Origin of the sequence: Algoriphagus yeomjeoni (genome assembly GCF_003259505.1) — a bacterium.
Lineage (GTDB): Bacteria > Bacteroidota > Bacteroidia > Cytophagales > Cyclobacteriaceae > Algoriphagus > Algoriphagus yeomjeoni.
Window position 1 is genome coordinate 505,929 of record NZ_QLLK01000001.1, and the last position, 20,966, is coordinate 526,894.

Genomic DNA, 20,966 nt, shown 5'->3' on the forward strand with positions numbered 1-20,966 from the left:
CGATAGTTATCGCGGACGTACGGGTTCATGAATGGTTAGGCTCCTTCGGAGCTTGCTAAAACTGAATGGATATTTTATAGATAGACTGACTTTGCTACACGGCATCGCAAAACGCAAGTTCTCATTCTATTCTTTCGGAAAAAATCCGAAGGATTGAAACTTTTCATAACCCTCGGCGAAGCCGGGGGTATAGGCAGAATGGATCTCATCTTAGCCCCGAATGGGGCGAAACTGATTCTTATTTCAAGAAATATCTTTCATCAATCTCAATTCCGTGCTCATTCAACAGTCTTCTATATTCATCCTCAAAACTTTCTGTTTTATGATGTTCCTTTTGACCCTTGATATATTTTATTAGCCTATCCTTTTCGTGAATAGAGTTGGTTAAACATCCATATCCATTTGCCCAACCCGTAAATTTTGGATGATTTTTTGACTGCTTTATCCATGCACTAGAATAAGCCTTCAAATCCTGCATAAAATCCGCAACTGCAATTGTCGGATGGATATCTACTAGTAAATGGATGTGGTTTTCAATACCATTAATTTGGTAGAGTTTTGATTTTTTGTTTTTGACTATTCCCCATAAATAATTGTAAACATCTCTAGCGTCAGTATTCAAAGTAGTGTTATTTCCTTTTGTGTGGAAAATAACATGGTAAAAAAGTTGTCTATAGGAGGTCATGATTTAAAAAGTTTGTGCTAAGGAAGTTAAAAAATTATATGAAATAGTTTCGCCCTTTTGGGGCTAAAAAAATCATGGATCGCCTTTACCCCGCACTTCGTACGGGGTCATGAATCGTTCCGCTCCTTCGGAGCTGCCTAGAGAATCAGAAATGCTATAAGTACAGCTGACTCTACTACTCGGAATTAAAAATTAAAAGCTCTTATCAAACTTCAGATCTTAATTCCTAAACTTTCAAAAAAATCCGAAGGATTGAAACCATTCATGACCCTCGGCAGAGCCGGGAGTAGCAGACGAGTAGATCTCATCTTAGCCCCGAATGGGGCGAAACTGTGAAGTTTCGTCTTTAATTACTTTATAAATCTTGCGCTTCTCTGAACCTGCACCTTATATGGGGCTATGAATCGTTCTGCTACTTCGGAGCTACCTTCTTCCTCAATCCACCGACTCCATCAGTGTGCGAAATGGCATTGCTTTTTCACCATACCTTGCCTGCGTTTCATAACGGAGCGCATTGGCAAAGCGGCTTTCGTATTCAATGAGCTTGCGGGTGTTTTCAGCAAAAAACTGCACAGAATAATTCGTAACACTATCGTCAGGACTGTTGAGTAAGCGGAAAAACTTGTGCTCTATAAATAAGCCAGTAGCAAAAATATCCGGAATATGTGTGCCTTTCATCCAGCCTACAAAATCCTCTTCTATCTCATTTGATACGGTAAAAGTGATGTTGTAAAGAATCATATCAGGGGATTTTGGCTGGAATTTCGTTTTTTTGCAAACAGATTTGCGATTACAAAGTTAGGAATCCAAACCCGAAAAAGTGAATAATTATACATCAAAGCACCTTAATAAATGCATAAAATAGCCAAGGCACCCCCAAAGGCACAAAATAAGCGAGTGATTATTGCGAAGGTTGTAGTGGTAGCATTATATCTAGTAGGTGCTATAGGATTAAGCTTGCCGGAATACCGAGACTATTTCCTGATGCTTACTCCTGCACAGCTTTTAATTACGCTGTTGCTGGTTTTGGGCTTCCATAGAGGTTGGTCTGATGCTTTTCCGATTTTTGCTGCTGCAGCGTTTTGGATGGGCTTTGGAGCAGAACTTATAGGGATTCATACCGGATATATTTTCGGGGATTATGTCTATGGACCGACGTTAGGCCCTATGCTTTGGCAGGTTCCTATAGTGATAGGAATCAATTGGTTTTTACTGGTTTACCTCACCGGAGCTGTCTTTTATAAGCTAACTGACAATGATTTCTTTGCTGCTTTGCTTGGAGCGGGAGCTATGACGGTGGTTGATTACATTATGGAACCTGTAGCAGTGGAGCTGGATTTTTGGTATTGGAATTCAGATAATATTCCTTCAGGTAACTACCTGACTTGGTTTGTAGTAGCCTTTTTGATTCATTTGATTTATAGAAAAGGAAATTTCGAAAAGGGAAATCCACTAGCTGCGATGATACTTACTGCGATGATACTTTTTTTCACCGTACTTAATTTCACGCTGGGTGTTTAATTTTTCTATCGAAAAAGCCGTTTATTTTGATTTATCCTTAAACAAAATTTCACCACTTAGGTTAACAGAAAGATGATTGTAGCGATAGGGTTCAGCATTTTGGGATTTGTCTTGATGGAGCTGTCAGGCTGGGCAATCCACAAGTACCTAATGCACGGTCCGCTTTGGTCGATCCACAAAACACACCATGAGCATTCAGATTCATTTTTTGAGTTGAATGATCTTTTTTCTCTATTGTTTGGAAGCATAGCTATCGTATTGATTTTCCTTGGAGTTGGAGAGTTGGACTTTAGGTTTTGGATCGGGATAGGAATTAGCACTTATGGAATGTTGTATTTCTTTCTTCATGATGTGCTTATCCATCGCAGATTGAAATGGCTTGATCGGCCAAGGAGCGGATTTTTAAAAGGGATCTTTGCTGCTCACCAAGCTCATCATCACAGTAGAAAAAAGGATGGGGCAGTTTCGTTTGGACTGTTTCTTGTTCCGAAAAAATATTTTAAGAAATAAGAAAGGTGAGCAACTACTCGATAAAAGATTTAGAGCAACTATCAGGGATTAAAGCGCATACGCTAAGAATCTGGGAGCAGCGTTATAGCCTAGTCACTCCCAAAAGGACTGATACTAATATTCGTTATTATGACGATGAAGATCTGAAGCGGATTTTAAATGTTGCGATGCTAAATGCCCATGGCGTGAAAATCAGCAAAATCGCCGCGATGACCTCTAATGAGGTCAGTGAAGAAATCATCAGACTGACAGATCAATCATTGGATCACAACGATCAAATCCAGGCCCTCACTATTTGCATGATAGAAATGGATGAGGATAGATTTGAGAAAGTTCTTACCACGAGTATTATCAAGTTAGGTTTTGAGGACACGATTTTGAAAGTTGTCTATCCATTCCTGACCAAAATCGGAATTCTTTGGCTTACCGGAGCGATCACCCCAGCACAAGAACATTTCATCTCTAATTTGATCAGACAAAAGCTGATCGTCGCTATAGATGGAGAAGTGGGGAATAATACTGGGAAAACTTTTATGCTTTTTCTCCCAGAAGGTGAGTTGCACGAAATTTCCCTTCTATTCAGTACCTACCTGATCAAAAAGCATGGACATAAAGTGATCTACCTTGGTCAAAATACTCCTGATGCAGATTTGATCTCTGTATATAATATGCAGCGCCCGGATTATTTACTCACCGTGATTACCACTTCTCCATCAGGAGAAAAAGTGCAAGAGTATGTGGATATGCTTGGGACTGAATTTGCAGAGGCAAAAGTTTTTGTAGCGGGGCTAAATGCAGCAGAAAACACAATTTCTATTCCTTCCAATATCTGTTTACTAGCATATGCTAAAGAGATCAAGCGCTTTTTAGTCCAAATGGAAGAGCATATTGTTTAGAATTTATTTAAATAGATTAAACAAAAGTATTCCTTGTGAATACTTTTTTTATGCCCAAATATTACCTGAATGCTTTCTAAAGCCTGATTTATGTCTAATTGTAGGGGGTTTGAGCGTAAGACTGTTTAAGTATTAATAAAAATAATTAAACAAAGGCTTGCAATTCTGTTTAATCAATGTTAGGTTTGTTTAAACAAAAAGAGCAAGACCATGACTTCAATTGAATTCAGTTACTCATTAAATCAGCTTTCAGGAGTATTAAAGCCATTTGCGCTTAAATTGACTCGAGACCTTGACGATGCAAATGATTTGCTTCAGGATACAATGGTGAAAGCATATACGAATCAGGACAAATTTGCTGAAGGTACTAATCTGAAGGCATGGCTTTACACTATCATGAAGAACACCTTCATTACCAATTATCAAAAAATGGTAAGAAGAGCTACTTTCGTTGATACAACTGATAATCTACACTTCATTAATTCCAGTGGAGCTTTAATAGAAAATTCAGCGTATGGAGATTTTGCAATGGACGATATCTACGAAGCAATTGATAAATTAGACGAGATCTTCAGCACTCCGTTTTTGTTGTACTATCGAGGATTTAAGTATCATGAAATCGCTGATCGCTTGAATATTCCGATTGGAACTGTTAAAAATCGAATTCATATTGCTCGTAAATACCTCAAAGAGGATTTAACAGTTTATAAGCACGTAAATTAATCAGATGAATCAAAAACATGCGGTGGTGATAGGGTCTGGATTTGCAGGCCTTTCTGCTGCAACCCATCTTGCTTCCAATAATTACAGTGTAACACTTCTGGAGAAAAATGAATCTCCAGGAGGGAGGGCAAGGAAATTTTCAAGTCATGGATTTACCTTCGATATGGGTCCGAGTTGGTATTGGATGCCCGATGTCTTTGAAGATTATTTTTCACATTTTGGTAAAAAACCATCCGATTATTATGATTTAGTTCGCCTTGACCCATCCTATGCGGTGATCTATGGACAAGATGATATCTTGGATATTCCTGCAAATTTAGATGAATTCAAAGCAAAACTTGAAGAGATAGAGCCAGGGTCTGCCAATCAGTTGGACGAGTTTTTAGCACAGGCGAAATATAAATATCAGGTCGGTATTCACGATTTGGTAAAAAAGCCAAGTCGTTCCCTTTTAGAATTTACTTCCTTGTCGCTTTTAAAGGATATCATGCGCATGGATGTTTTTCAATCCATGGCAGCTCATGTTCGAAAGTTTTTTAAATCTGACAAAATCATTCGTCTTATGGAGTTCCCCGTGCTTTTCCTTGGAGAAACGGCGGAGAATATTCCGGCACTTTATAGCTTGATGAATTACGCAGATATAGCGTTGGGAACATGGTATCCAAAAAAAGGGATGCATGAAATCATTGCAGGAATGGTCTCCTTGGCTGAAGAGAAAGGTGTGGAAATAAGGTATGATGCAGAAGTAGAGGAAATAGAAATTACCGATGGACTTGCGAAAGATGTGCGACTGAAATCTGGGGAAAAAATATCTGCTGATGTTGTGATTGCCGGTGCAGATTACCATCATGTGGACAAGCATTTGATCAATCCGAAATACAGCAATTACAGTGAAGAATATTGGGATAAGCGTGTTATGGCGCCTTCCAGTTTATTATTTTATTTAGGAGTTGACAAGAAACTAGAGAATCTTCGCCATCACAATTTGTTTTTTGATGAGCCGCTAGGTCCTCATGCTGATGCTATATACACTAAACCTAGATGGCCAGAAGCTCCATTATTTTACGCATGCTTGCCTTCTGTGACTGATGAGACAGTCGCACCAGAAGGTATGGAAAATCTCTTTCTTCTAATTCCACTCGCACCTGATTTGGAAGATTCTGAACAGACCAGAGAGAAATATTATGATATAATCATGGATCGATTGGAAAAAATTTCCGGTCAGGAGATTCGCTCCCATGTTATATTCAAGAGGTCATATGCTCATTCTGATTTTAAGGCTGACTACCATGCCTACAAAGGAAATGCATATGGTTTGGCTAATACCTTGAAGCAAACGGCGATTCTGAAACCTTCGCTAAAAAACAAAAAGGTAAATAATCTGTTCTACACAGGTCAGCTTACAGTCCCGGGACCAGGTGTTCCACCATCTTTGATTTCAGGCTATGTTGTTGCTAAAGAGGTAATTCGGGAAAATTTGTAATTAATAGGTATATTAAAGTTCATGGACGCAAAGGAATTATTTGACCAAACCAGCTTGGAATGTGGCAAGCTTATCACGCAGCGCTACAGCACCAGCTTTACTCTTGGTATACAAACGTTGGACAAGAAATTCCATCAGTCCATCTATGCTATATATGGATTTGTGCGTTTTGCGGATGAGATCGTTGATACCTTTCACACTCATGATAAAGCCAAACTATTGGCTGAATTCAGACAGGAAACTTACAAGTCCATAGAGTTGGGGCTTTCTCTGAATCCTGTACTGCACGGCTTTCAGATGATCGTAAATAAATTTGACATTGACCATGAGCTGATTGAATCTTTTTTTCGTAGCATGGCAATGGATCTGGATTTCAATACATACAATGATGATCGGTACTTGGAATATATTTACGGTTCTGCTGAGGTAGTTGGGCTTATGTGCCTTAAAGTATTTGTAGATGGAGATGAAACGACCTATCAACGACTAAAGAGACCTGCCCAGATGTTGGGTTCTGCTTTTCAGAAAGTAAATTTCTTGCGTGACATCAAAAGTGATTTTGAGGAGCGGGGAAGAGTATATTTTCCGGGAGTAGCTTTTGAACAATTTGATAAATCTGCCAAAGTATTGATCGAAGAAGATATACAAAAAGATTTTGATGAAGCCTTAGTTGGAATCGCTCAACTTCCAGATGGGGCAAAGCTGGGAGTAAAAGTGGCTTACTTATATTATCAGAAACTTTTCGATAAAATCAAGGGTCTTTCTGCAGCAAAAATCACTCATGAGCGTATCAGAATACCGAATTCTCAAAAATTTAGCCTCCTCATTGGCACCTATTTTGGCAGTAAATTAGGCTTGAGTTGATAATGGAAAAATACCTCTATTTGGCGGTAAATCTGTTCGCAATCTCTTTTCCCCTCATTCGATCTTTTGAATCAAGAGTCAAGTTCGCTTCCAAGTGGTACGCATTATTTCCAGCAATAGTCATCACCGCGATTTTCTTTTTGGTCTGGGACCATTGGTTTACAGTGATAGGAGTATGGGAGTTTAACCCTAGGTATATCCTTGGCATTTACATTTTTGAGCTCCCGATAGAAGAATGGCTTTTCTTCTTCACCGTACCATACGCCTGTATGTTTATTTATGAAGTATTGATCTATTTTTTCCCAAAGGACTATTTCAAACCTATCGGTAAGTATTTCATTATCATCATGATACCGCTTTTGCTGCTTTTGGCATTTTTCAATTTTGATAAACTGTACACGGCTGTTAATTTTAGTGTAGGTGCAGTAGCACTCGCTGTCCATTGGTTGATATTTAAGGATAAATACATGGGCAGGTTCTTATTTACTTATTTGGTTCACCTTATTCCTTTTATCATTTGTAATGGTGTATTAACCGGAGGTCTCACCCCAGAACCTGTGGTTATTTATAATAATGCTGAAAATCTGGGCATTCGAATCTGGACAGTACCTATAGAGGATACGATTTATTCTATGACAATGCTTCTCATGAATGTTTCTTTTTTTGAATTTTTCAGAAAGAGAAAAACAATTCAATAAGCTTTAAGTTATTTGGTTATGAAAAATCTTCACGTTCAAATTGATGCGCATTCAGGCTTCTGCTTTGGGGTAGTTTATGCTATCGAAATGGCTGAAGATATCCTTGATGAATCTGGACATTTGTATTGTCTTGGCGACATTGTCCATAATGACGAAGAAGTAAACCGGCTCAAAAGAAAAGGATTGAAAATTATTGATCACGAAGTTTTAAAAGATTTACGTGATGAAAATGTGCTCATAAGAGCTCACGGGGAGCCCCCGGCTACCTATGAGTTGGCAATCCAAAACAATCTTACTTTGATCGATGCGAGCTGTCCGGTTGTGTTGAAGTTGCAGCATAGGATCAAGAATTCTTTTGACAAGGGAGATTCCATCTATATCTATGGGAAGCATGCTCATGCTGAGGTGATAGGGCTTCTTGGACAAACAAATAATGAGGCAGTAGTTTTTCAGGATATTTCTGAATTGGATTTGGAAACACTTCCCAAAAACATTACCCTTTACAGCCAAACCACTAAAAGCACGGACAAATTCTACGAGATAAATAATGTGCTCAAGAACAATGGCATCTCGGTCAATACCAACGACACCATCTGCAGACAAGTCTCAAACCGTGACAAAGAACTTCGGGATTTTGCCACAAAGTTTGATAAAATAGTTTTCGTGAGCGGAACGAAGTCTTCCAATGGAAAAGTGCTTTTCAACGTCTGCAAAGACACCAATCCAAATACTTATTTTGTTTCCAACTCCGACCAAATAGAAAGCGATTGGTTCACCGAAAATGATCAAGTTGGAATCTGTGGAGCAACCTCGACGCCCATGTGGCTAATGGAGCAGGTGAAAGAAAGAATCCTGACTTTTTGAGAAAACATTCCCAACTTGCGGTTATGAATTCGGAAATCATACGTTCCTCTGTTGACCCGAAAGGTGTTTTGATTGCCTTGTTGATTATAGTGCTGTGGTTTTCCAGTTTGCTATTTCTTCTTAATTACCAGATTTCTTGGTCAGATCCGCTTGTTTACCTTGGGGTTTTAATTCAAATGCACCTCTACACTGGACTTTTTATCACCGCACATGATGCGATTCATGGACTAGTATCCTCTGATAAAAAACTTAACAAAGCGATAGGTTGGTTTACAGCCTTACTATTTTCATATAATTTTTACAGCAAACTCTTTCCAAAGCATCACGAACATCATCGATTTGTAGCCACAGATCAAGATCCTGATTACCATGATTCTGATAATTTCTTCGCTTGGTATTTCAGTTTCATCAAGCAATACGTAACCATTTGGCAAATTCTTTTGATGGCTGTGACGTTTAATATTCTCAAGTTATTTCTTCCAACAGAGAATTTGATAGTTTTCTGGATGCTTCCAGCGGTTTTGTCTACACTTCAGCTTTTTTACTTTGGTACGTATTTGCCACATCGTGGAGAGAATGAAAATAAACATCACTCGACCACACAGTCTAAAAATCATTTTTGGGCATTCTTCACCTGCTATTTCTTTGGGTATCATTACGAACATCACGATTCTCCAGGGACACCATGGTGGCGGCTTTGGCGGGTGAAAGAATCTCAAAGCATCGAAAACGGCTAATTCCACATCTCTTATCTAACACCCTAAATGAGGATATTTCTACTTGTCTTATCTCTTTTTTTCCTCTCTACGATAGCTTTCTCCCAAGGAATAATCCGAGGTAAAATCACCAATCCAGTAAATAATGAGCCAGTTGCTTTCGCAAATGTGCTGATTTTAAACACGGAATTCGGAGCAATTTCTGATGAGGAAGGTTTTTACGAAATTTCAAATGTACCTCCTGGCTTGTATAATGTGCGGGCTAGTTTTGTGGGGTTCAAAACCAAAACGCAATTCGAAATTCAGGTCACCTTGGCTCGCCCAGTTCAATTGGATTTTGACCTTGCAGAGGATGCTTCAGAGCTAACAGAGGTGGTTGTTAGTTCGGAATTTTCCCGATCTGAAGAAACGCCACTTTCCGTGCGAAAACTTAATTCAAATGAAATAGAGCGCTACCCTGGAGGTAATAGAGATATTTCAAGAGTCATACAGTCTTTGCCAGGTGTGGCAAGTACTCCGAGTTTCAGAAATGATATTTTGATCCGTGGAGGTGCACCCAATGAGAATAAGTTTTTTGTAGATGAGATAGAAGTTCCAGTAATCAATCACTTTGCTACTCAAGGCTCCTCTGGAGGGCCAGTTGGTATATTGAATGTCAATCTGATTAAAAATGTAGATCTGATAGCTGGTGGATTTCCTGCCAATCGAATGAATTCGCTTAGTTCTTTTTTTGAGTTTCAACTCAAAGAAGGGCGCAGAGACAAAATGGCAACTCAGCTGACTGTAGGTGCGTCAGAATTGACTTTATCCAATGAAGGACCTATTGGAGAAAAAACAACCTACCTACTTTCCGCCCGCCGTTCTTATTTGCAAGGGCTTTTTAAGCTGATTGGCTTACCTTTTCTCCCAACCTTCAATGACTTTCAATTAAAAACCACCACAAAAATCAATGAGAAAACTGAGCTCACTTTTATAGGTGTGGGGGCAATTGATAAGTTTGTTTTGAATGAAGATATCCCTGATGATGAGACTGAAGAAGAGCGTGAGAACCGCCTTTATTTATTGGATGTACTTCCTGTTCAAAATCAATGGAATTATGCTACTGGAGTAAAACTCAAGAGGTTTCGGGAAAATGGTTTCTGGACTTTTGTGCTTAGCAGAAATATGCTCAATAATCAGTCTGTGAAGTATGCCGGTAATGATGAGAGTAATGCGGATAATTTGCTGTATAACTACCTCTCCCAAGAGTCTGAGAATAAATTCCGTGCTGAAAACAGTATTTTCAAAAATGGATATACCGTGAAATATGGAGTTAACTATGAATACTCCAGGTACTTCATCAAGAATTTTGACCGTGCTACTCTCGCAAGTAGTGAGCAGGTGATCTCTATTGAATCAACTAGCAATTATAACATGTATGGTGGCTTTTTATCAGCCAGTAAAACGCTGTATGATGAGCGATTCTTGATCACAGGAGGAGTGAGGATGGATGGGGCAGATTTTGGAGAAACTGCTCAAAACCTGTTTAATCAATTAAGTCCGCGTGTTTCTTTTTCCTATCAATTGAGGCCTAACCTCTTTGCAACAGCCAATGCTGGGATTTATTATCAGAAGCCTTCTTACACTGTTTTGGGATTTCAAGACGAAAATGGTGAGCTAATCAATCAACAAAATGATGTGCTTTTTATTAGAAATTCTCAGTTGATCAGTGGAGTAGAGTGGTTAATTCCTGAGAAAAACCGTCGATTTACCGCCGAGGTATTCTATAAGAAATACAGTAATTACCCTTCTTCGCTTCGAAATGGTATTTCACTGGCAAACTTAGGGGCTGACTTTGGGGTGATTGGGAATGAACCCGTGGAGTCAAATTCAGAAGGGAGAGCTTATGGATTGGAGATGCTAGCCCAGCAGCGTCTTTTCAATAATTTCTATGGAATAGCTGCGCTTACCTTGGTTCGTAGTGAGTTTACTAATCCTAATACAGATGGCTTCATTCCATCTTCATGGGACAATCGATTCATAGTCAGTTTGACAGCTGGAAAGCGGTTTGGCAAGGACTGGGAGATTGGTGCGAGATGGAGGTTCTTAGGTGGTACACCTTACACCCCATATGACTATGATGAGTCGAGTTTAATTAGCAATTGGGATTTGAGAAACCAGCCAATTTTGGATTATTCTCAAATCAATGCGGTTCGACTGGAGGGCTTTCACCAGCTGGATCTGAGATTGGATAAGAAGTATTACTTCAAAAAGTGGAGTCTGAATTGGTATTTGGATATACAGAATGCGTATAATTTCCAAGCTGAACAAGCGCCGCTTTTGGTGCCAACGCGCGATGCAGAAGGAAATATTCTGGTAGACCCTAGTGATCCAACTAGATACCAATTGAAATTTATCAATAATCCAGCGGGTACGATTTTGCCGACTGTTGGCTTGATAGTAGAGTTCTAAAGTCAGGCCAAGTGATTGAGTAGTTTGATTATTCTCTCTGTTCTTTCTTCGATCTCATCACTGCTGTAGATAAATTCTATCCATTCCTTTTGTTTAGCTTGGTTCAGCTTTTGAAAGAGGTCATATTTTCCAGAATCGTCTTGTAAGCAGTCTATGAGTTCCTGTGGGAGTTTTTCAGGGATTTCTTCCCTGAATAATTTCACCCAAACTACATCACCTTCTTTCTTGCCGATTTTTGTGCGGATAGGTTTAGCTACTGGAAGGAAGATATGGCCATTTCCCATAGGCATGAGATGTTTTCCTTCAAAGGCAAAATCATCAATACTACCTGAGACTTTCATCATTCCAAAAGCTTTCGCCGAAGGAAAAATAGTGAGTGGGAGTTTGATATAAGTCCAACCACCCTTCCCAGGAAACCTTTCCATTAAAAACTCACCCGATACGATCTGTTCCATAAAAAAAGCCGACTAATCTAGACTAGTCGGCTAAAAGTTATGGATTATTAGTGTATTTATTTTAATCTCCAGCGCACATTTAGTCCAAATCCTGCGCGAAATTCCGTCTCTTCGATCAAGAATAAATAGGGCCTGAAGTCCAGTCCAATCGTGATGGGAACTTCTGAGAATGCATACTCAGCACCCACTTCGCCAGCAGCTCCAAAGCGGAAGTTGTCGGCAAGATATATCGCAGGACCAAATCCTGCATACCATTGCAAATCGGTATCAGGAATATCATCATAGATTGGGTTCCAAAGTGCATCAATTCCCAATCCATTTCCTCCAAAACTGACATCAGCATGGATCCTGCTGAATTCACCCAAGGCAAAAACCCCATCTATGGCGACATTATTGCCATAAAAATCTCCAAATCTGATACCTACCTCTTGTGCATTACTCTCAAGTGAAGCTGCTACTCCAAAAAACAATACAAGAGTTAAAATCTTTAAATACTTCATATAAATATGGGATATATTATAAATAGAAAATGCTACCCACAAAGATTCACTTTTTTCCGAAAATATTCATTTGGTAAAAGTTATTTATACGCGCTCTCTGCTAATTCTTCGCCTTGACCTCTGATGATTTTGCTAACATTGCCTTCAACAATATGCATCAATAGGTTAACTTTCTAAGGCCTTTAGTTTTTCAGGAAGATAGGCCTTAAAGCGTTTTAAAGAGCTGACCTCGTGTGTATTTGCAGGGAAATTTATCCGCTTAAAATCCAGCCTGCTTGTTGTTGAGTAATAGATCGCCTTATCATTTAATATACTAAATAAGTTAGGAGCAAGCAGTTAGCTGAAACACTAAAGATTCAAACCATTTTCAAAGAATCATTTTTGCTGGCCCGAAATGTGAGCTAAACTTCTGCCTATCTTACATCGATTAGCAAAAGAAATATGAAAATTTTTGAATGTGGTAATTGTGCCCATCCCTTATATTTTGAAAACGACAGTTGTGAAAAGTGTGGACACCTCGCAGGCTATCATGATGAAAGTTTGAAAATGTTGACTTTTGAGCCGGCTACTTCCAGTTTGATTTCTGATAGAAATGGAAAAGCTTATAAATATTGCCAGAATAAGGAATATGGAGTCTGTAATTGGCTAATTCCTGCATCGGAAGAAAATCATTTTTGCAATGCTTGTGCCCTCAATAGAACTATTCCTGATTTGTCTGACCAAAGTAATTTTCCTAAATGGCAAAAATTGGAAATTGCCAAGCATCGTTTGGTATATCAGTTGCAGCGGCTTGGGCTTGCTATTTTGCCCAAGGAAAATCATCCGGAAATAGGTCTCTCATTTGATTTTATTTCTAAGCAGAATGATCCTCAAATTATGACTGGTCATGCAGCTGGATTGATTACTATTTTACTTTCAGAGGCGGATTCTGTGTTTAGAGAGAAAATGAGGAAGCAGATGGCAGAACCATATAGAACTCTAATTGGTCACTTTAGACACGAAGTAGGACATTATTTTTGGGATAGATTAGTCGCTACAAATCAAGGTTTTTCGAATGAATTTCGGAATATTTTTGGTGATGAAAGTGCTGATTATGGAAAGTCATTGAAAAAACATTATCAAAATGGCGCTCCTGAAAATTGGCAGAATAATTTTATCAGTGAATACGCAACATCACATCCATGGGAAGATTGGGCTGAGACGTGGGCACATTATTTACACATCATGGATATGACAGAGACAGGATATTATTTTGGAATGTCAGTTGAGCCAATTATTAAGGACAAAAGCCTCAATGGATCTGTTAAATTTGATCCGTATGAGGTCAAAGACTTTATATCAATTTATAAAACTTGGGCACCCATGTCTTTTGCCATCAATAGCATTAATCGCTCAATGGGTATTCCTGATGCTTATCCATTTGTGGTTAGTGCAGCTGTAGTAGAAAAGATGAAGTTTATTCACAAACTACTGTTTGACCAGTAAATAGCCCGTGTTTATTCTACCACTTTACCGTTCACTTTCACGTTTTTGACTTCAAATCCATCTACGAAAGAATGGTCAAAATCTGCATTCTTAGCCTTTATAGTTAGATTTTCGAAGGTAAAGTCTGAAAGCCTGTCATTCTCAGTAATCGCTACATCGAAAAATATATCGCATTCCAAATCAATATTTCTCATGGTGATATTATCTGAATAGGAAAGTGGCACTTCTTCCTTGCCTTTCAAGTCAAAAAACTGGGTCCAGGGCTTCACATAGATGAAACTTCGCACTTTCCCAGTGATATTCTCCAAGGTAATGTATTCGTAATGTTGCGGAGTATCAGGGCGCATTTTCAGCCAAAGTAGGCGAACAGCATCCTGCACTTTGATGTTTCGCATGATTACATTTCTATTGTGGATGGACTCACTTCCATTGGTGAGGGCACCATGGCAAAAGCCAAATTCGCTGTCCTCTATGATGATGTTGGTGTTTTCCCCGTTGTTTGGGTCCTCATCTGCCCAAGGTCCTTTACCGCCTTTCAGCGCTATGGCATCGTCATTCACTGCGAGGTAGCATCCTTTGATCAGCACGTTGGATACTACATCCAGATCAATCGCGTCAGTGCTTGGCGCCTTTACTGGCTCATGTGGAGAAGTGATCGTGAGATCGAGTAATTTGATGTTTTTGCACTGATAATAGTGAGAGCTCCAGAATCCTGCATTGATCAGTTTGACATCTTGGAGTTGTATGTCGTTACTTTTCCAGATAAATACTAAGCGCGGGCGGGACACTTCTAGGTTGGTGCAGTTTGGGTCTTCTTTTCTCCGCTGCCAAAACGCTTCCCAGAATTTCAAGCCATTCCCATTGATAGTGCCCTGACCAGAAATCGTAAATCCATCTACTACATATGCATTGACCAAAGCGGCATAATAGTCCAAGTTTTGGCCCTCCATGCGTGAAGGAATCAAAGGATAATTCGCTATGTCATCGGAGCCTTTCAATACTGCTCCTTCTGACACATGCAGATGTGTTTTGGGTTTGAAAAATAATGCACCGCTAAGAAAAGTGCCCTTTGGAACGATCACCACTCCGCCAGTTTGCGCAGCCTGATCAATTACTGCTTGGATTTGCTGCGTTTGTAAAATGCTGCTATCATTTTTTACCCCATAATCAGTCAACACATATTGCTTTCCTAAATCCTCCAACTTCACTTTGGAATAGTCATGAAACCAAGGAGAAATAGGCGATCCGTCTGGCCATTGTTCACTGGTTTCTTGTTGTGAAAAAGCAGTTTGAAATAGCATTAGCATAAAGAAACATGCCGAAAGTAGGGTCCGCATTTAAGGTTAATTTTTTGATTAGTTATCTAGAATTGAAAGTCAATTTACAAGATTATTATAAAACATGTTTTTTGCTATCAGGTGGTGTCCTGTGTCAGTGAGCTCAATTTGTGGCATACCTTTTCATTCATTTGGCAAAGGAGTCAGTAGTCATGCATGCGAAATGTCAAGTGAAATCTGTCTAGAATAAAAAAGCGACTGAGAATTAAATCCCAGTCGCTTTTTGCCAATATGTTTTTCATGTCAATCTCTCGACTAATATTCTAAATTCTTTGCAGAATCCATATCAAGATACCAAGTGAGCTCCTCGCTAGTTGGCTTGACCAAAGAAGCCGGATACTTGGCATAATCACCTTCCTGCATGACAATTTCTTTCACTTTATCTGCTTTACCTGCACCTGTGACGAGGAAGGCCACTGCTTTGGCATTATTCACGATGCCTCCTGTAATCGTAACTCGCTTTTGGCCGGAGTCTGGATGAACAGCCACCACACAGTTTTCTTTAGCGTCCCATAATTCAATATTGTAAGGGAAAATAGAAACGGTATGTCCGTCATCACCCATGCCAAGCATGACCAGGTCAAACTGAGGCAGACCATTGACAGTTGGTAATTCATCATTCAATACTTCACTGTATCGAATTGCTTCTTCTTCAGGATCATTTTCTCCCAGTACCCGAAAAATATTTTCCTCCGGCATATCGATTTTGGACAACAAATGGTCCACAGTCATCTTATAATTACTCTCTGAATCGCCAGGTGGCACGCAACGCTCATCGCCCCAATAGAAATTGATATTATCCCAAAAGATTTCTTCACTCAACTCCTCAGCGATGTAATCAAAAATTACTTTTGGAGTACTTCCGCCAGAAAGAGCCACATGGATTTTTTCGCCTGTGTCGGACATTTCCTTGAGCATATAAGCAAATTCTTCCGCAAGGCTTTCCTTGGAGTTGGAAACAATAATATTCATTTGTGAATGCTTTTTTTAGCAATTAATTAATTCAATTACAGCGAGTTAAAGTATGCAGAACCCAGTCTCGTCAGTCAACCGCTTACCGGGATTTCTCCAGCCGAAATGTCCATCAAACATCTCATCGGAATTCCTAGGCCCCCAGGTCCCAGCTGCATAACCGTATGTCGGGACATCTTCGTTTTGCCAGTATTTCAAAATCGGGTCAACGAACTTCCAGGCTGCTTCCACTTCATCTGCTCTCGCATAGAGCGTCGCATCTCCCTGCATAGCATCCAGAAGCAATCTCTCATAAGCATCCATAATCTCTGCAGAGTCAAGATCGGAATAGTAGAAATCCATATTTGCCTGCTCCACATGGAAGCCTAAGCCAGGGACTTTTACTCCAAATTTGATCAAGATTCCCTCATCAGGCTGAATACGAATGATGATTTTATTATCTTTCTTGTATGCATCCTGGCTTTTGAAAACCTCATGCGCTGGAGACTTGAAGTGGATCACAACTTCTGTCACTTTTGTCGGCATGTACTTAGCTGTGCGGACATAGAATGGTACATCCTTCCATCGCCAGTTATCCACAAAAAACTTAACCGCGGCAAAAGTCTCCGTTTTAGAATCTGGATCTACTCCATCTTCTTCTCGGTAACCTTTTACTTTTTGGCCATCTATAGTTGAGGCTACATATTGACCTTTCATGGTGTGCGTTGACAATTCTTCGTCACTTGTCATGATTCGAAGTGACTTTAGCGCTTTGACTTTTTCATCACGGATTTCTTCAGCGCTTGAATTGATCGGTGGCTCCATTACGATCAATGAAACGACCTGAAGTAAGTGGCTTTGGAACATGTCCCGAAGCGCGCCAGACTTATCGTAATAGCCTCCGCGCTTCTCTACACCCACTGTTTCAGCATTAGTTATTTCCACATGGTGAATGTATCGGCGATTCCAAGTAGGCTCGAAAAGAGAATTGGAAAAACGAGTAACCAATAAGTTCTGAACAGTTTCCTTACCCAAATAATGATCAATTCTATAAACTTGTGGTTCGTTGAAATACTTGTGTAAACCTGCATTGAGCTCCTGAGCAGTAGCCAAACTATAGCCAAATGGCTTCTCAACGATGATACGTTTCCAGCCATTTTCTTCCGTAGTAAGACCCGCTTCGCAAAGATTCTTGGCAATTATTTCATACAAACTTGGGGGAGTGGATAGGTAGAAGATGTAATTTTCATCACAGCCCTTTTCCTTATTTAGCTTACCTATTCTCTTCGCCAGCCCATCGTACTTGCTATCATAATCGTCACCCAAGTCCTCATAAAACATCTTCTCAGCAAAGTCTGCGATGTAGGCTTTCTCTTCTTTGCTGATTTTATCCTTCAAAAATTCACTTTCCTGAACTACTTTCTGACGAAATTCCTCGTCCGTCATCGCACTTCGGCTAGCACCCAAAACCACAAAATTTTCTGGAAGATGCTTGCCCTTATAGAGGTTATATATTGCCGGAACCAGTTTTCGTGCTGTCAAATCACCTGACGCACCAAAAATTATTAGCATCTGGTTTTGTGTTTTCTTCATCAGTTTGGGCGTATTTTTATATTTTTTGTATCAAAACCCTACTTTGGGCGGTCACAAATTTATCAATCTTACTAGAAAGCCAACCTTCAATCCATTAATTTTGATGGCTATAGACGCAAAAATAACCCATATTTATTTCTAACCTTGCAAGCTATTAGGGTTAGAAGCAAATTTGAAAACAACAGAAAGAAACGATGGAGTACACGAATTACGATTTTGGATTAGTTGGCCTTGGAGTGATGGGGCGAAATTTTATTTTGAATGTCGCTGATAATAATTTTAGCGCTTTTGGATATGACCTTAGTGAAGCTCAGGTGAAGGCTATGGAAGTGGAAGCTGAAGGCATGGACAATGTGAAAGCCACCACGGATGTCAAAACTTTTATTCAGGCTTTATCCACTCCGCGGAAAATCATGCTTCTAGTGCCGGCTGGAAAAATCGTAGATAGTGCGATAGAAAACCTTTTGCCACTTCTGGACAAAGGTGATATCATTATAGATGGAGGAAATTCATTTTTCACTGATACCGACAGAAGAGAGGCCTATTTGAAAGAGAAAGGAATTCACTTCTTTGGTTCTGGAGTTTCTGGTGGTGCGGAAGGCGCAAGAAAAGGCCCGAGCATCATGCCAGGAGGGGACAAGGAAGCTTACGAATATGTAAAGCCAATTTTTGAAGCAGTCTCTGCAAAATATAAAGGTGAACCTTGCGTGGCTTACCTAGGCCCAAAATCAGCTGGAAATTATGTGAAGATGGTTCATAACGGCATAGAATACGCCATGATGCAGTTGACTTCAGAGATTTATGACTTGCTGAAAAAATCCTGTGACCTATCCAATGAAGAGCTTCACCAAGTTTATGACAGTTGGAATAAAGGTCGTTTGCAATCTTTTTTGGTTGAAATCACTGCTGAGATTTTCACTCAAAAGGATGAGTTAACTTCTGCTGATTTGGTGGATATGATTCTGGATAAAGCCAAGCAAAAAGGAACTGGCAAGTGGACTTCGCAGAATGCAATGGACTTAGGCATTCCTGTTCCTACAATTGATATGGCGGTAAGTATGCGTGAGATTTCTGCGTTGAAAGACGAGCGGGTTCAGGCGGACGAATTGTACACTAGGCCTGAAGTTGCTCATATTGCCAAAGATGAACTGATCGCGCAGGCAGAACAAGCGCTTTATTTCTCATTCATCATCGCATATGCCCAAGGTTTGCATCAGTTGATGTACGCTTCAAAGGATTACGGCTACGATTTGGACATGTCCACGATTGCTAAGATCTGGAGAGCAGGATGTATCATTCGCGCGGGTTTGTTGGCCGATATCGCGGAAGCATATACCGCTGATAATTCCATTCCTAACTTATTACTATCGCCTTCTTTTGTGCCGAAAGTTCAAGGCACTTTGCCGGCAGTTCGTGAGGTAGTTGCTTTCGCAGCGAAAAATGGGATTCCTGTTCCGGGACTTTCTTCTGCATTGAGTTACTTTGATGCGTATACTTCTACCAAACTTCCGCTAAATCTGATCCAAGCCCAGCGCGACCACTTCGGTTCGCATACCTATGAGCGAACGGATCGAGAGGGGATTTTCCATACGGAATGGGGGGAGTAGTCAGTTTGCAGTGATCGGTCTCAGTTTTCAGCAACACAAAAGCTCGCTAATGATATTGGCGAGCTTTTGTGTTTAGGCTATTTCAGAGTATTTCGTATTTTTAAGCATGGGAATTATCCAAACCAATATTGATAAGATCATTCAGCTTTGTGTCAGTCACAAGGTGAAAAAGCTTTATGCTTTTGGTTCTGTAGTTTCTAATTCTTTAAACAAAAAAAGTGATATCGATTTATTGGTGTCCTTCCAAAACATAGACCTGTTCAATTATTTTGATAATTACCTAGATCTGAAAAATAAATTGGAGAATCTCCTCAATCGAAAAGTGGATTTAGTGGAGGAACAAACCCTGAAGAATCCAGTATTAATTAGGTCTATAGATCGAAGTAAGCAAAAGATTTATGGATGAAAGGATCGAAAAATGGCTTTATGATATTCGCTTTTCAATTGAGGAGATAGAAAGTTATTTTCCATCAGATGAGAAGAATTTTTTCGAGTATAAGAAAAATTCCATGCGGAAAAGAGCAGTAGAGAGGCATCTAGAAATAATAGGAGAAGCACTGAATCGCATTTTAAAAAGAGATCCTTTATTTGAAGACAGAATCAAAAATGCACGATCCATTGTTGGGCTTAGAAATTAAGTCATTCACGCTTATGACAATATTTCCGATGAAAATATCTGGTCGATTCTTATCAATCATTTGCCAAAGCTAAAAGTTGACATTATTAAGCTTCTGAATTCATGATATTTTGAGAGGAAGATAGCAGTTTGCAGTAATCAGTCTCAGTTTTCAGCAACGCAAAAGCTCGCTAATCATATTGGCGAGTTTTTGTGTTTAAATTAAAGGGTTGGTTGCTTCTGAAGTTTATAGAAGAGAAATCTTGAATTCCAAATCCCCCTTTACTTTTCCGAGTGGACGATAATTGAAAATGAATTCATTCGCATAGTAATCTGCAGTGATCAAAGTATCTATTTTTCCATTTCCTGAAAATTTATAGTATTCTAATAATAGGATATCTCCCTCCAATTCACCAGAAAAATGGAGCTGAAAATAATTCGGATTTATATTGCAAAAACTAAAATCCAAACTTTCCTCATACGCCAAGTTCAAATCAAATTTTTGAGTACTTAATTCGCAATTGTTTCTTCCAATACAGCCATAAAGACTGAGTATCAAGATCAAATAGGGAAGGGTCTTCATGCTATTTAGCTTATTTATGAATTATAGTTAAATCAGTGGTAAAAAGTCACACAAAGCTCTAAATCGCCTTTTGCCCCGTTAGGATTGCTTATTATATAATGGTATGTAGGGCTATAATAGTCAAAAGGCTCTGTAACCGCGTCGATTTCCCCTGCAGGAAGCTGGAACTGATCTAATGAAATACCTTTATCTACTTGGCCTTTTATATGCAAAGAAACTGCAGATACTCCTTGATTTTTATAATTGCTGGCTATAGAATCAAGAAGTTCTTCATCTGATATAACTATTGATTGGCATGCAGGTTTAAAGAATATGCCGCAGGATGATAGTGCAAATATTAATATTAAGACTGATAGTTTATTTATAGACATGAGGAAGAGTTTATTGATACTGTGTTTTTAGAACATCTGATTTAGGGCTACCAGGAT

General features: G+C 39.4%; 22 protein-coding genes and 1 pseudogene. 14 read left to right on the plus strand and 9 right to left on the minus strand.

The genetic code is table 11. From position 1 onward, the window contains the following. Positions 1-238: 238 nt before the first annotated feature. Together tnpA and LV83_RS02130 are read right to left on the minus strand one after the other, a co-directional pair. On the minus strand, positions 239-685 hold the full coding sequence (gene tnpA, locus LV83_RS02125) for an IS200/IS605 family transposase (protein ID WP_111609864.1): 447 nt from the start codon (positions 683-685) through the stop codon (positions 239-241). A 435-nt stretch (positions 686-1,120) separates the two neighbouring features. After that, the gene (locus tag LV83_RS02130) at positions 1,121-1,426 is read right to left on the minus strand and encodes a DUF4286 family protein (protein WP_111609865.1); all 306 of its coding nucleotides are present in this window, start codon (positions 1,424-1,426) and stop codon (positions 1,121-1,123) included. A gap of 111 nt (positions 1,427-1,537) precedes the next feature. On the opposite strand from LV83_RS02130, the gene LV83_RS02135 reads away from it, so the two are divergent. The 10 genes from LV83_RS02135 to LV83_RS02180 all read left to right on the plus strand — a co-directional run bounded on the left by LV83_RS02135 (position 1,538) and on the right by LV83_RS02180 (position 11,411). Then, on the plus strand, positions 1,538-2,206 hold the full coding sequence (locus tag LV83_RS02135; RefSeq protein WP_111609866.1) for a carotenoid biosynthesis protein: 669 nt from the start codon (positions 1,538-1,540) through the stop codon (positions 2,204-2,206). 72 nt (positions 2,207-2,278) lie between these two features. Beyond that, a complete protein-coding gene (locus LV83_RS02140) occupies positions 2,279-2,716 on the plus strand; it encodes a sterol desaturase family protein (protein ID WP_111609867.1) in 438 nt (145 codons plus the stop codon). A 5-nt stretch (positions 2,717-2,721) separates the two neighbouring features. Continuing rightward, positions 2,722-3,612, plus strand: coding sequence for a MerR family transcriptional regulator (locus tag LV83_RS02145; RefSeq protein WP_111609868.1), 891 nt, complete (start codon positions 2,722-2,724; stop codon positions 3,610-3,612). 210 nt (positions 3,613-3,822) lie between these two features. After that, entirely contained in the window at positions 3,823-4,335 is a 513-nt protein-coding gene (locus LV83_RS02150) for an RNA polymerase sigma factor (protein WP_111609869.1), read from the plus strand. Positions 4,336-4,339: 4 nt separating this feature from the next. After that, the gene (locus tag LV83_RS02155; protein ID WP_111609870.1) at positions 4,340-5,818 is read left to right on the plus strand and encodes a phytoene desaturase family protein; all 1,479 of its coding nucleotides are present in this window, start codon (positions 4,340-4,342) and stop codon (positions 5,816-5,818) included. Between the two features lie 21 nt (positions 5,819-5,839). Beyond that, positions 5,840-6,682 (plus strand): phytoene/squalene synthase family protein, encoded by an 843-nt coding sequence (locus LV83_RS02160; RefSeq protein ID WP_111609871.1) that lies wholly within the window; start codon positions 5,840-5,842, stop codon positions 6,680-6,682. Between the two features lie 2 nt (positions 6,683-6,684). Next, a complete protein-coding gene (locus LV83_RS02165; RefSeq protein WP_111609872.1) occupies positions 6,685-7,380 on the plus strand; it encodes a lycopene cyclase domain-containing protein in 696 nt (231 codons plus the stop codon). Positions 7,381-7,398: 18 nt separating this feature from the next. Then, positions 7,399-8,244: a 4-hydroxy-3-methylbut-2-enyl diphosphate reductase gene (locus LV83_RS02170; RefSeq protein ID WP_111609873.1), complete on the plus strand. Its 846-nt coding sequence runs from the start codon at positions 7,399-7,401 to the stop codon at positions 8,242-8,244. A gap of 23 nt (positions 8,245-8,267) precedes the next feature. Continuing rightward, positions 8,268-8,981, plus strand: coding sequence for a fatty acid desaturase (locus LV83_RS02175; protein ID WP_111609874.1), 714 nt, complete (start codon positions 8,268-8,270; stop codon positions 8,979-8,981). A 27-nt stretch (positions 8,982-9,008) separates the two neighbouring features. Continuing rightward, on the plus strand, positions 9,009-11,411 hold the full coding sequence (locus tag LV83_RS02180) for a TonB-dependent receptor (RefSeq protein ID WP_111609875.1): 2,403 nt from the start codon (positions 9,009-9,011) through the stop codon (positions 11,409-11,411). Positions 11,412-11,413: 2 nt separating this feature from the next. Here the strand turns inward: LV83_RS02180 and LV83_RS02185 are convergent, their stop codons facing one another. Together LV83_RS02185 and LV83_RS02190 are read right to left on the minus strand one after the other, a co-directional pair. Continuing rightward, positions 11,414-11,866: a DUF1905 domain-containing protein gene (locus LV83_RS02185; protein WP_111609876.1), complete on the minus strand. Its 453-nt coding sequence runs from the start codon at positions 11,864-11,866 to the stop codon at positions 11,414-11,416. Positions 11,867-11,922: 56 nt separating this feature from the next. Further along, positions 11,923-12,366, minus strand: coding sequence for an outer membrane insertion C- signal (locus LV83_RS02190; RefSeq protein WP_111609877.1), 444 nt, complete (start codon positions 12,364-12,366; stop codon positions 11,923-11,925). A gap of 441 nt (positions 12,367-12,807) precedes the next feature. On the opposite strand from LV83_RS02190, the gene LV83_RS02195 reads away from it, so the two are divergent. Then, on the plus strand, positions 12,808-13,851 hold the full coding sequence (locus tag LV83_RS02195) for a zinc-binding metallopeptidase family protein (RefSeq protein ID WP_111609878.1): 1,044 nt from the start codon (positions 12,808-12,810) through the stop codon (positions 13,849-13,851). Positions 13,852-13,862: 11 nt separating this feature from the next. Here LV83_RS02195 and LV83_RS02200 read toward each other — a convergent pair whose 3' ends face one another. The 3 genes from LV83_RS02200 to zwf form a co-directional block, all read right to left on the minus strand. Further along, complete coding sequence (locus tag LV83_RS02200; RefSeq protein WP_111609879.1) at positions 13,863-15,188, minus strand: rhamnogalacturonidase; 1,326 nt, start codon at positions 15,186-15,188, stop codon at positions 13,863-13,865. Between the two features lie 255 nt (positions 15,189-15,443). After that, complete coding sequence (gene pgl, locus LV83_RS02205; protein ID WP_111609880.1) at positions 15,444-16,160, minus strand: 6-phosphogluconolactonase; 717 nt, start codon at positions 16,158-16,160, stop codon at positions 15,444-15,446. A 45-nt stretch (positions 16,161-16,205) separates the two neighbouring features. Beyond that, entirely contained in the window at positions 16,206-17,732 is a 1,527-nt protein-coding gene (gene zwf, locus LV83_RS02210) for a glucose-6-phosphate dehydrogenase (protein ID WP_111609881.1), read from the minus strand. A gap of 194 nt (positions 17,733-17,926) precedes the next feature. Here zwf and gndA point away from each other — a divergent pair, with 194 nt between their 5' ends. The 3 genes and pseudogenes from gndA (at position 17,927) to LV83_RS02225 (ending at position 20,082) form a co-directional block, all read left to right on the plus strand. Then, positions 17,927-19,339 (plus strand): NADP-dependent phosphogluconate dehydrogenase, encoded by a 1,413-nt coding sequence (gndA, locus tag LV83_RS02215; protein ID WP_111609882.1) that lies wholly within the window; start codon positions 17,927-17,929, stop codon positions 19,337-19,339. Between the two features lie 106 nt (positions 19,340-19,445). After that, entirely contained in the window at positions 19,446-19,745 is a 300-nt protein-coding gene (locus LV83_RS02220) for a nucleotidyltransferase family protein (protein WP_111609883.1), read from the plus strand. Beyond that, a pseudogene (locus LV83_RS02225) lies at positions 19,738-20,082 on the plus strand (HepT-like ribonuclease domain-containing protein). Before LV83_RS02220 ends, LV83_RS02225 begins: the two are co-directional and overlap by 8 nt. Positions 20,083-20,202: 120 nt before the next feature. On the opposite strand, the gene LV83_RS02230 reads toward LV83_RS02225, so the two are convergent. Together LV83_RS02230 and LV83_RS02235 are read right to left on the minus strand one after the other, a co-directional pair. Further along, a complete protein-coding gene (locus LV83_RS02230) occupies positions 20,203-20,538 on the minus strand; it encodes a hypothetical protein (protein WP_111609884.1) in 336 nt (111 codons plus the stop codon). A gap of 32 nt (positions 20,539-20,570) precedes the next feature. Then, positions 20,571-20,909, minus strand: a complete 339-nt coding sequence (locus tag LV83_RS02235) for a hypothetical protein (RefSeq protein WP_111609885.1) — start codon at positions 20,907-20,909, stop codon at positions 20,571-20,573. Between the last annotated feature and the right edge of the window lie 57 nt (positions 20,910-20,966).

Excerpts from the sequence above, each read along its gene's own strand:
- LV83_RS02130 (WP_111609865.1), bottom strand. The coding sequence starts at position 1,426 with ATGATTCTTTACAACATCACTTTTACCGTATCAAATGAGATAGAAGAG.
- LV83_RS02170 (WP_111609873.1), top strand. The coding sequence starts at position 7,399 with ATGAAAAATCTTCACGTTCAAATTGATGCGCATTCAGGCTTCTGCTTT.
- LV83_RS02220 (WP_111609883.1), top strand. The coding sequence starts at position 19,446 with ATGGGAATTATCCAAACCAATATTGATAAGATCATTCAGCTTTGTGTC.
- LV83_RS02195 (WP_111609878.1), top strand. The coding sequence starts at position 12,808 with ATGAAAATTTTTGAATGTGGTAATTGTGCCCATCCCTTATATTTTGAA.
- zwf (WP_111609881.1), bottom strand. The coding sequence starts at position 17,732 with ATGAAGAAAACACAAAACCAGATGCTAATAATTTTTGGTGCGTCAGGT.
- gndA (WP_111609882.1), top strand. The coding sequence starts at position 17,927 with ATGGAGTACACGAATTACGATTTTGGATTAGTTGGCCTTGGAGTGATG.
- LV83_RS02150 (WP_111609869.1), top strand. The coding sequence starts at position 3,823 with ATGACTTCAATTGAATTCAGTTACTCATTAAATCAGCTTTCAGGAGTA.
- pgl (WP_111609880.1), bottom strand. The coding sequence starts at position 16,160 with ATGAATATTATTGTTTCCAACTCCAAGGAAAGCCTTGCGGAAGAATTT.
- LV83_RS02230 (WP_111609884.1), bottom strand. The coding sequence starts at position 20,538 with ATGAAGACCCTTCCCTATTTGATCTTGATACTCAGTCTTTATGGCTGT.
- tnpA (WP_111609864.1), bottom strand. The coding sequence starts at position 685 with ATGACCTCCTATAGACAACTTTTTTACCATGTTATTTTCCACACAAAA.
- LV83_RS02165 (WP_111609872.1), top strand. The coding sequence starts at position 6,685 with ATGGAAAAATACCTCTATTTGGCGGTAAATCTGTTCGCAATCTCTTTT.
- LV83_RS02140 (WP_111609867.1), top strand. The coding sequence starts at position 2,279 with ATGATTGTAGCGATAGGGTTCAGCATTTTGGGATTTGTCTTGATGGAG.
- LV83_RS02160 (WP_111609871.1), top strand. The coding sequence starts at position 5,840 with ATGGACGCAAAGGAATTATTTGACCAAACCAGCTTGGAATGTGGCAAG.
- LV83_RS02185 (WP_111609876.1), bottom strand. The coding sequence starts at position 11,866 with ATGGAACAGATCGTATCGGGTGAGTTTTTAATGGAAAGGTTTCCTGGG.
- LV83_RS02155 (WP_111609870.1), top strand. The coding sequence starts at position 4,340 with ATGAATCAAAAACATGCGGTGGTGATAGGGTCTGGATTTGCAGGCCTT.
- LV83_RS02180 (WP_111609875.1), top strand. The coding sequence starts at position 9,009 with ATGAGGATATTTCTACTTGTCTTATCTCTTTTTTTCCTCTCTACGATA.
- LV83_RS02200 (WP_111609879.1), bottom strand. The coding sequence starts at position 15,188 with ATGCGGACCCTACTTTCGGCATGTTTCTTTATGCTAATGCTATTTCAA.
- LV83_RS02175 (WP_111609874.1), top strand. The coding sequence starts at position 8,268 with ATGAATTCGGAAATCATACGTTCCTCTGTTGACCCGAAAGGTGTTTTG.
- LV83_RS02190 (WP_111609877.1), bottom strand. The coding sequence starts at position 12,366 with ATGAAGTATTTAAAGATTTTAACTCTTGTATTGTTTTTTGGAGTAGCA.
- LV83_RS02235 (WP_111609885.1), bottom strand. The coding sequence starts at position 20,909 with ATGTCTATAAATAAACTATCAGTCTTAATATTAATATTTGCACTATCA.
- LV83_RS02135 (WP_111609866.1), top strand. The coding sequence starts at position 1,538 with ATGCATAAAATAGCCAAGGCACCCCCAAAGGCACAAAATAAGCGAGTG.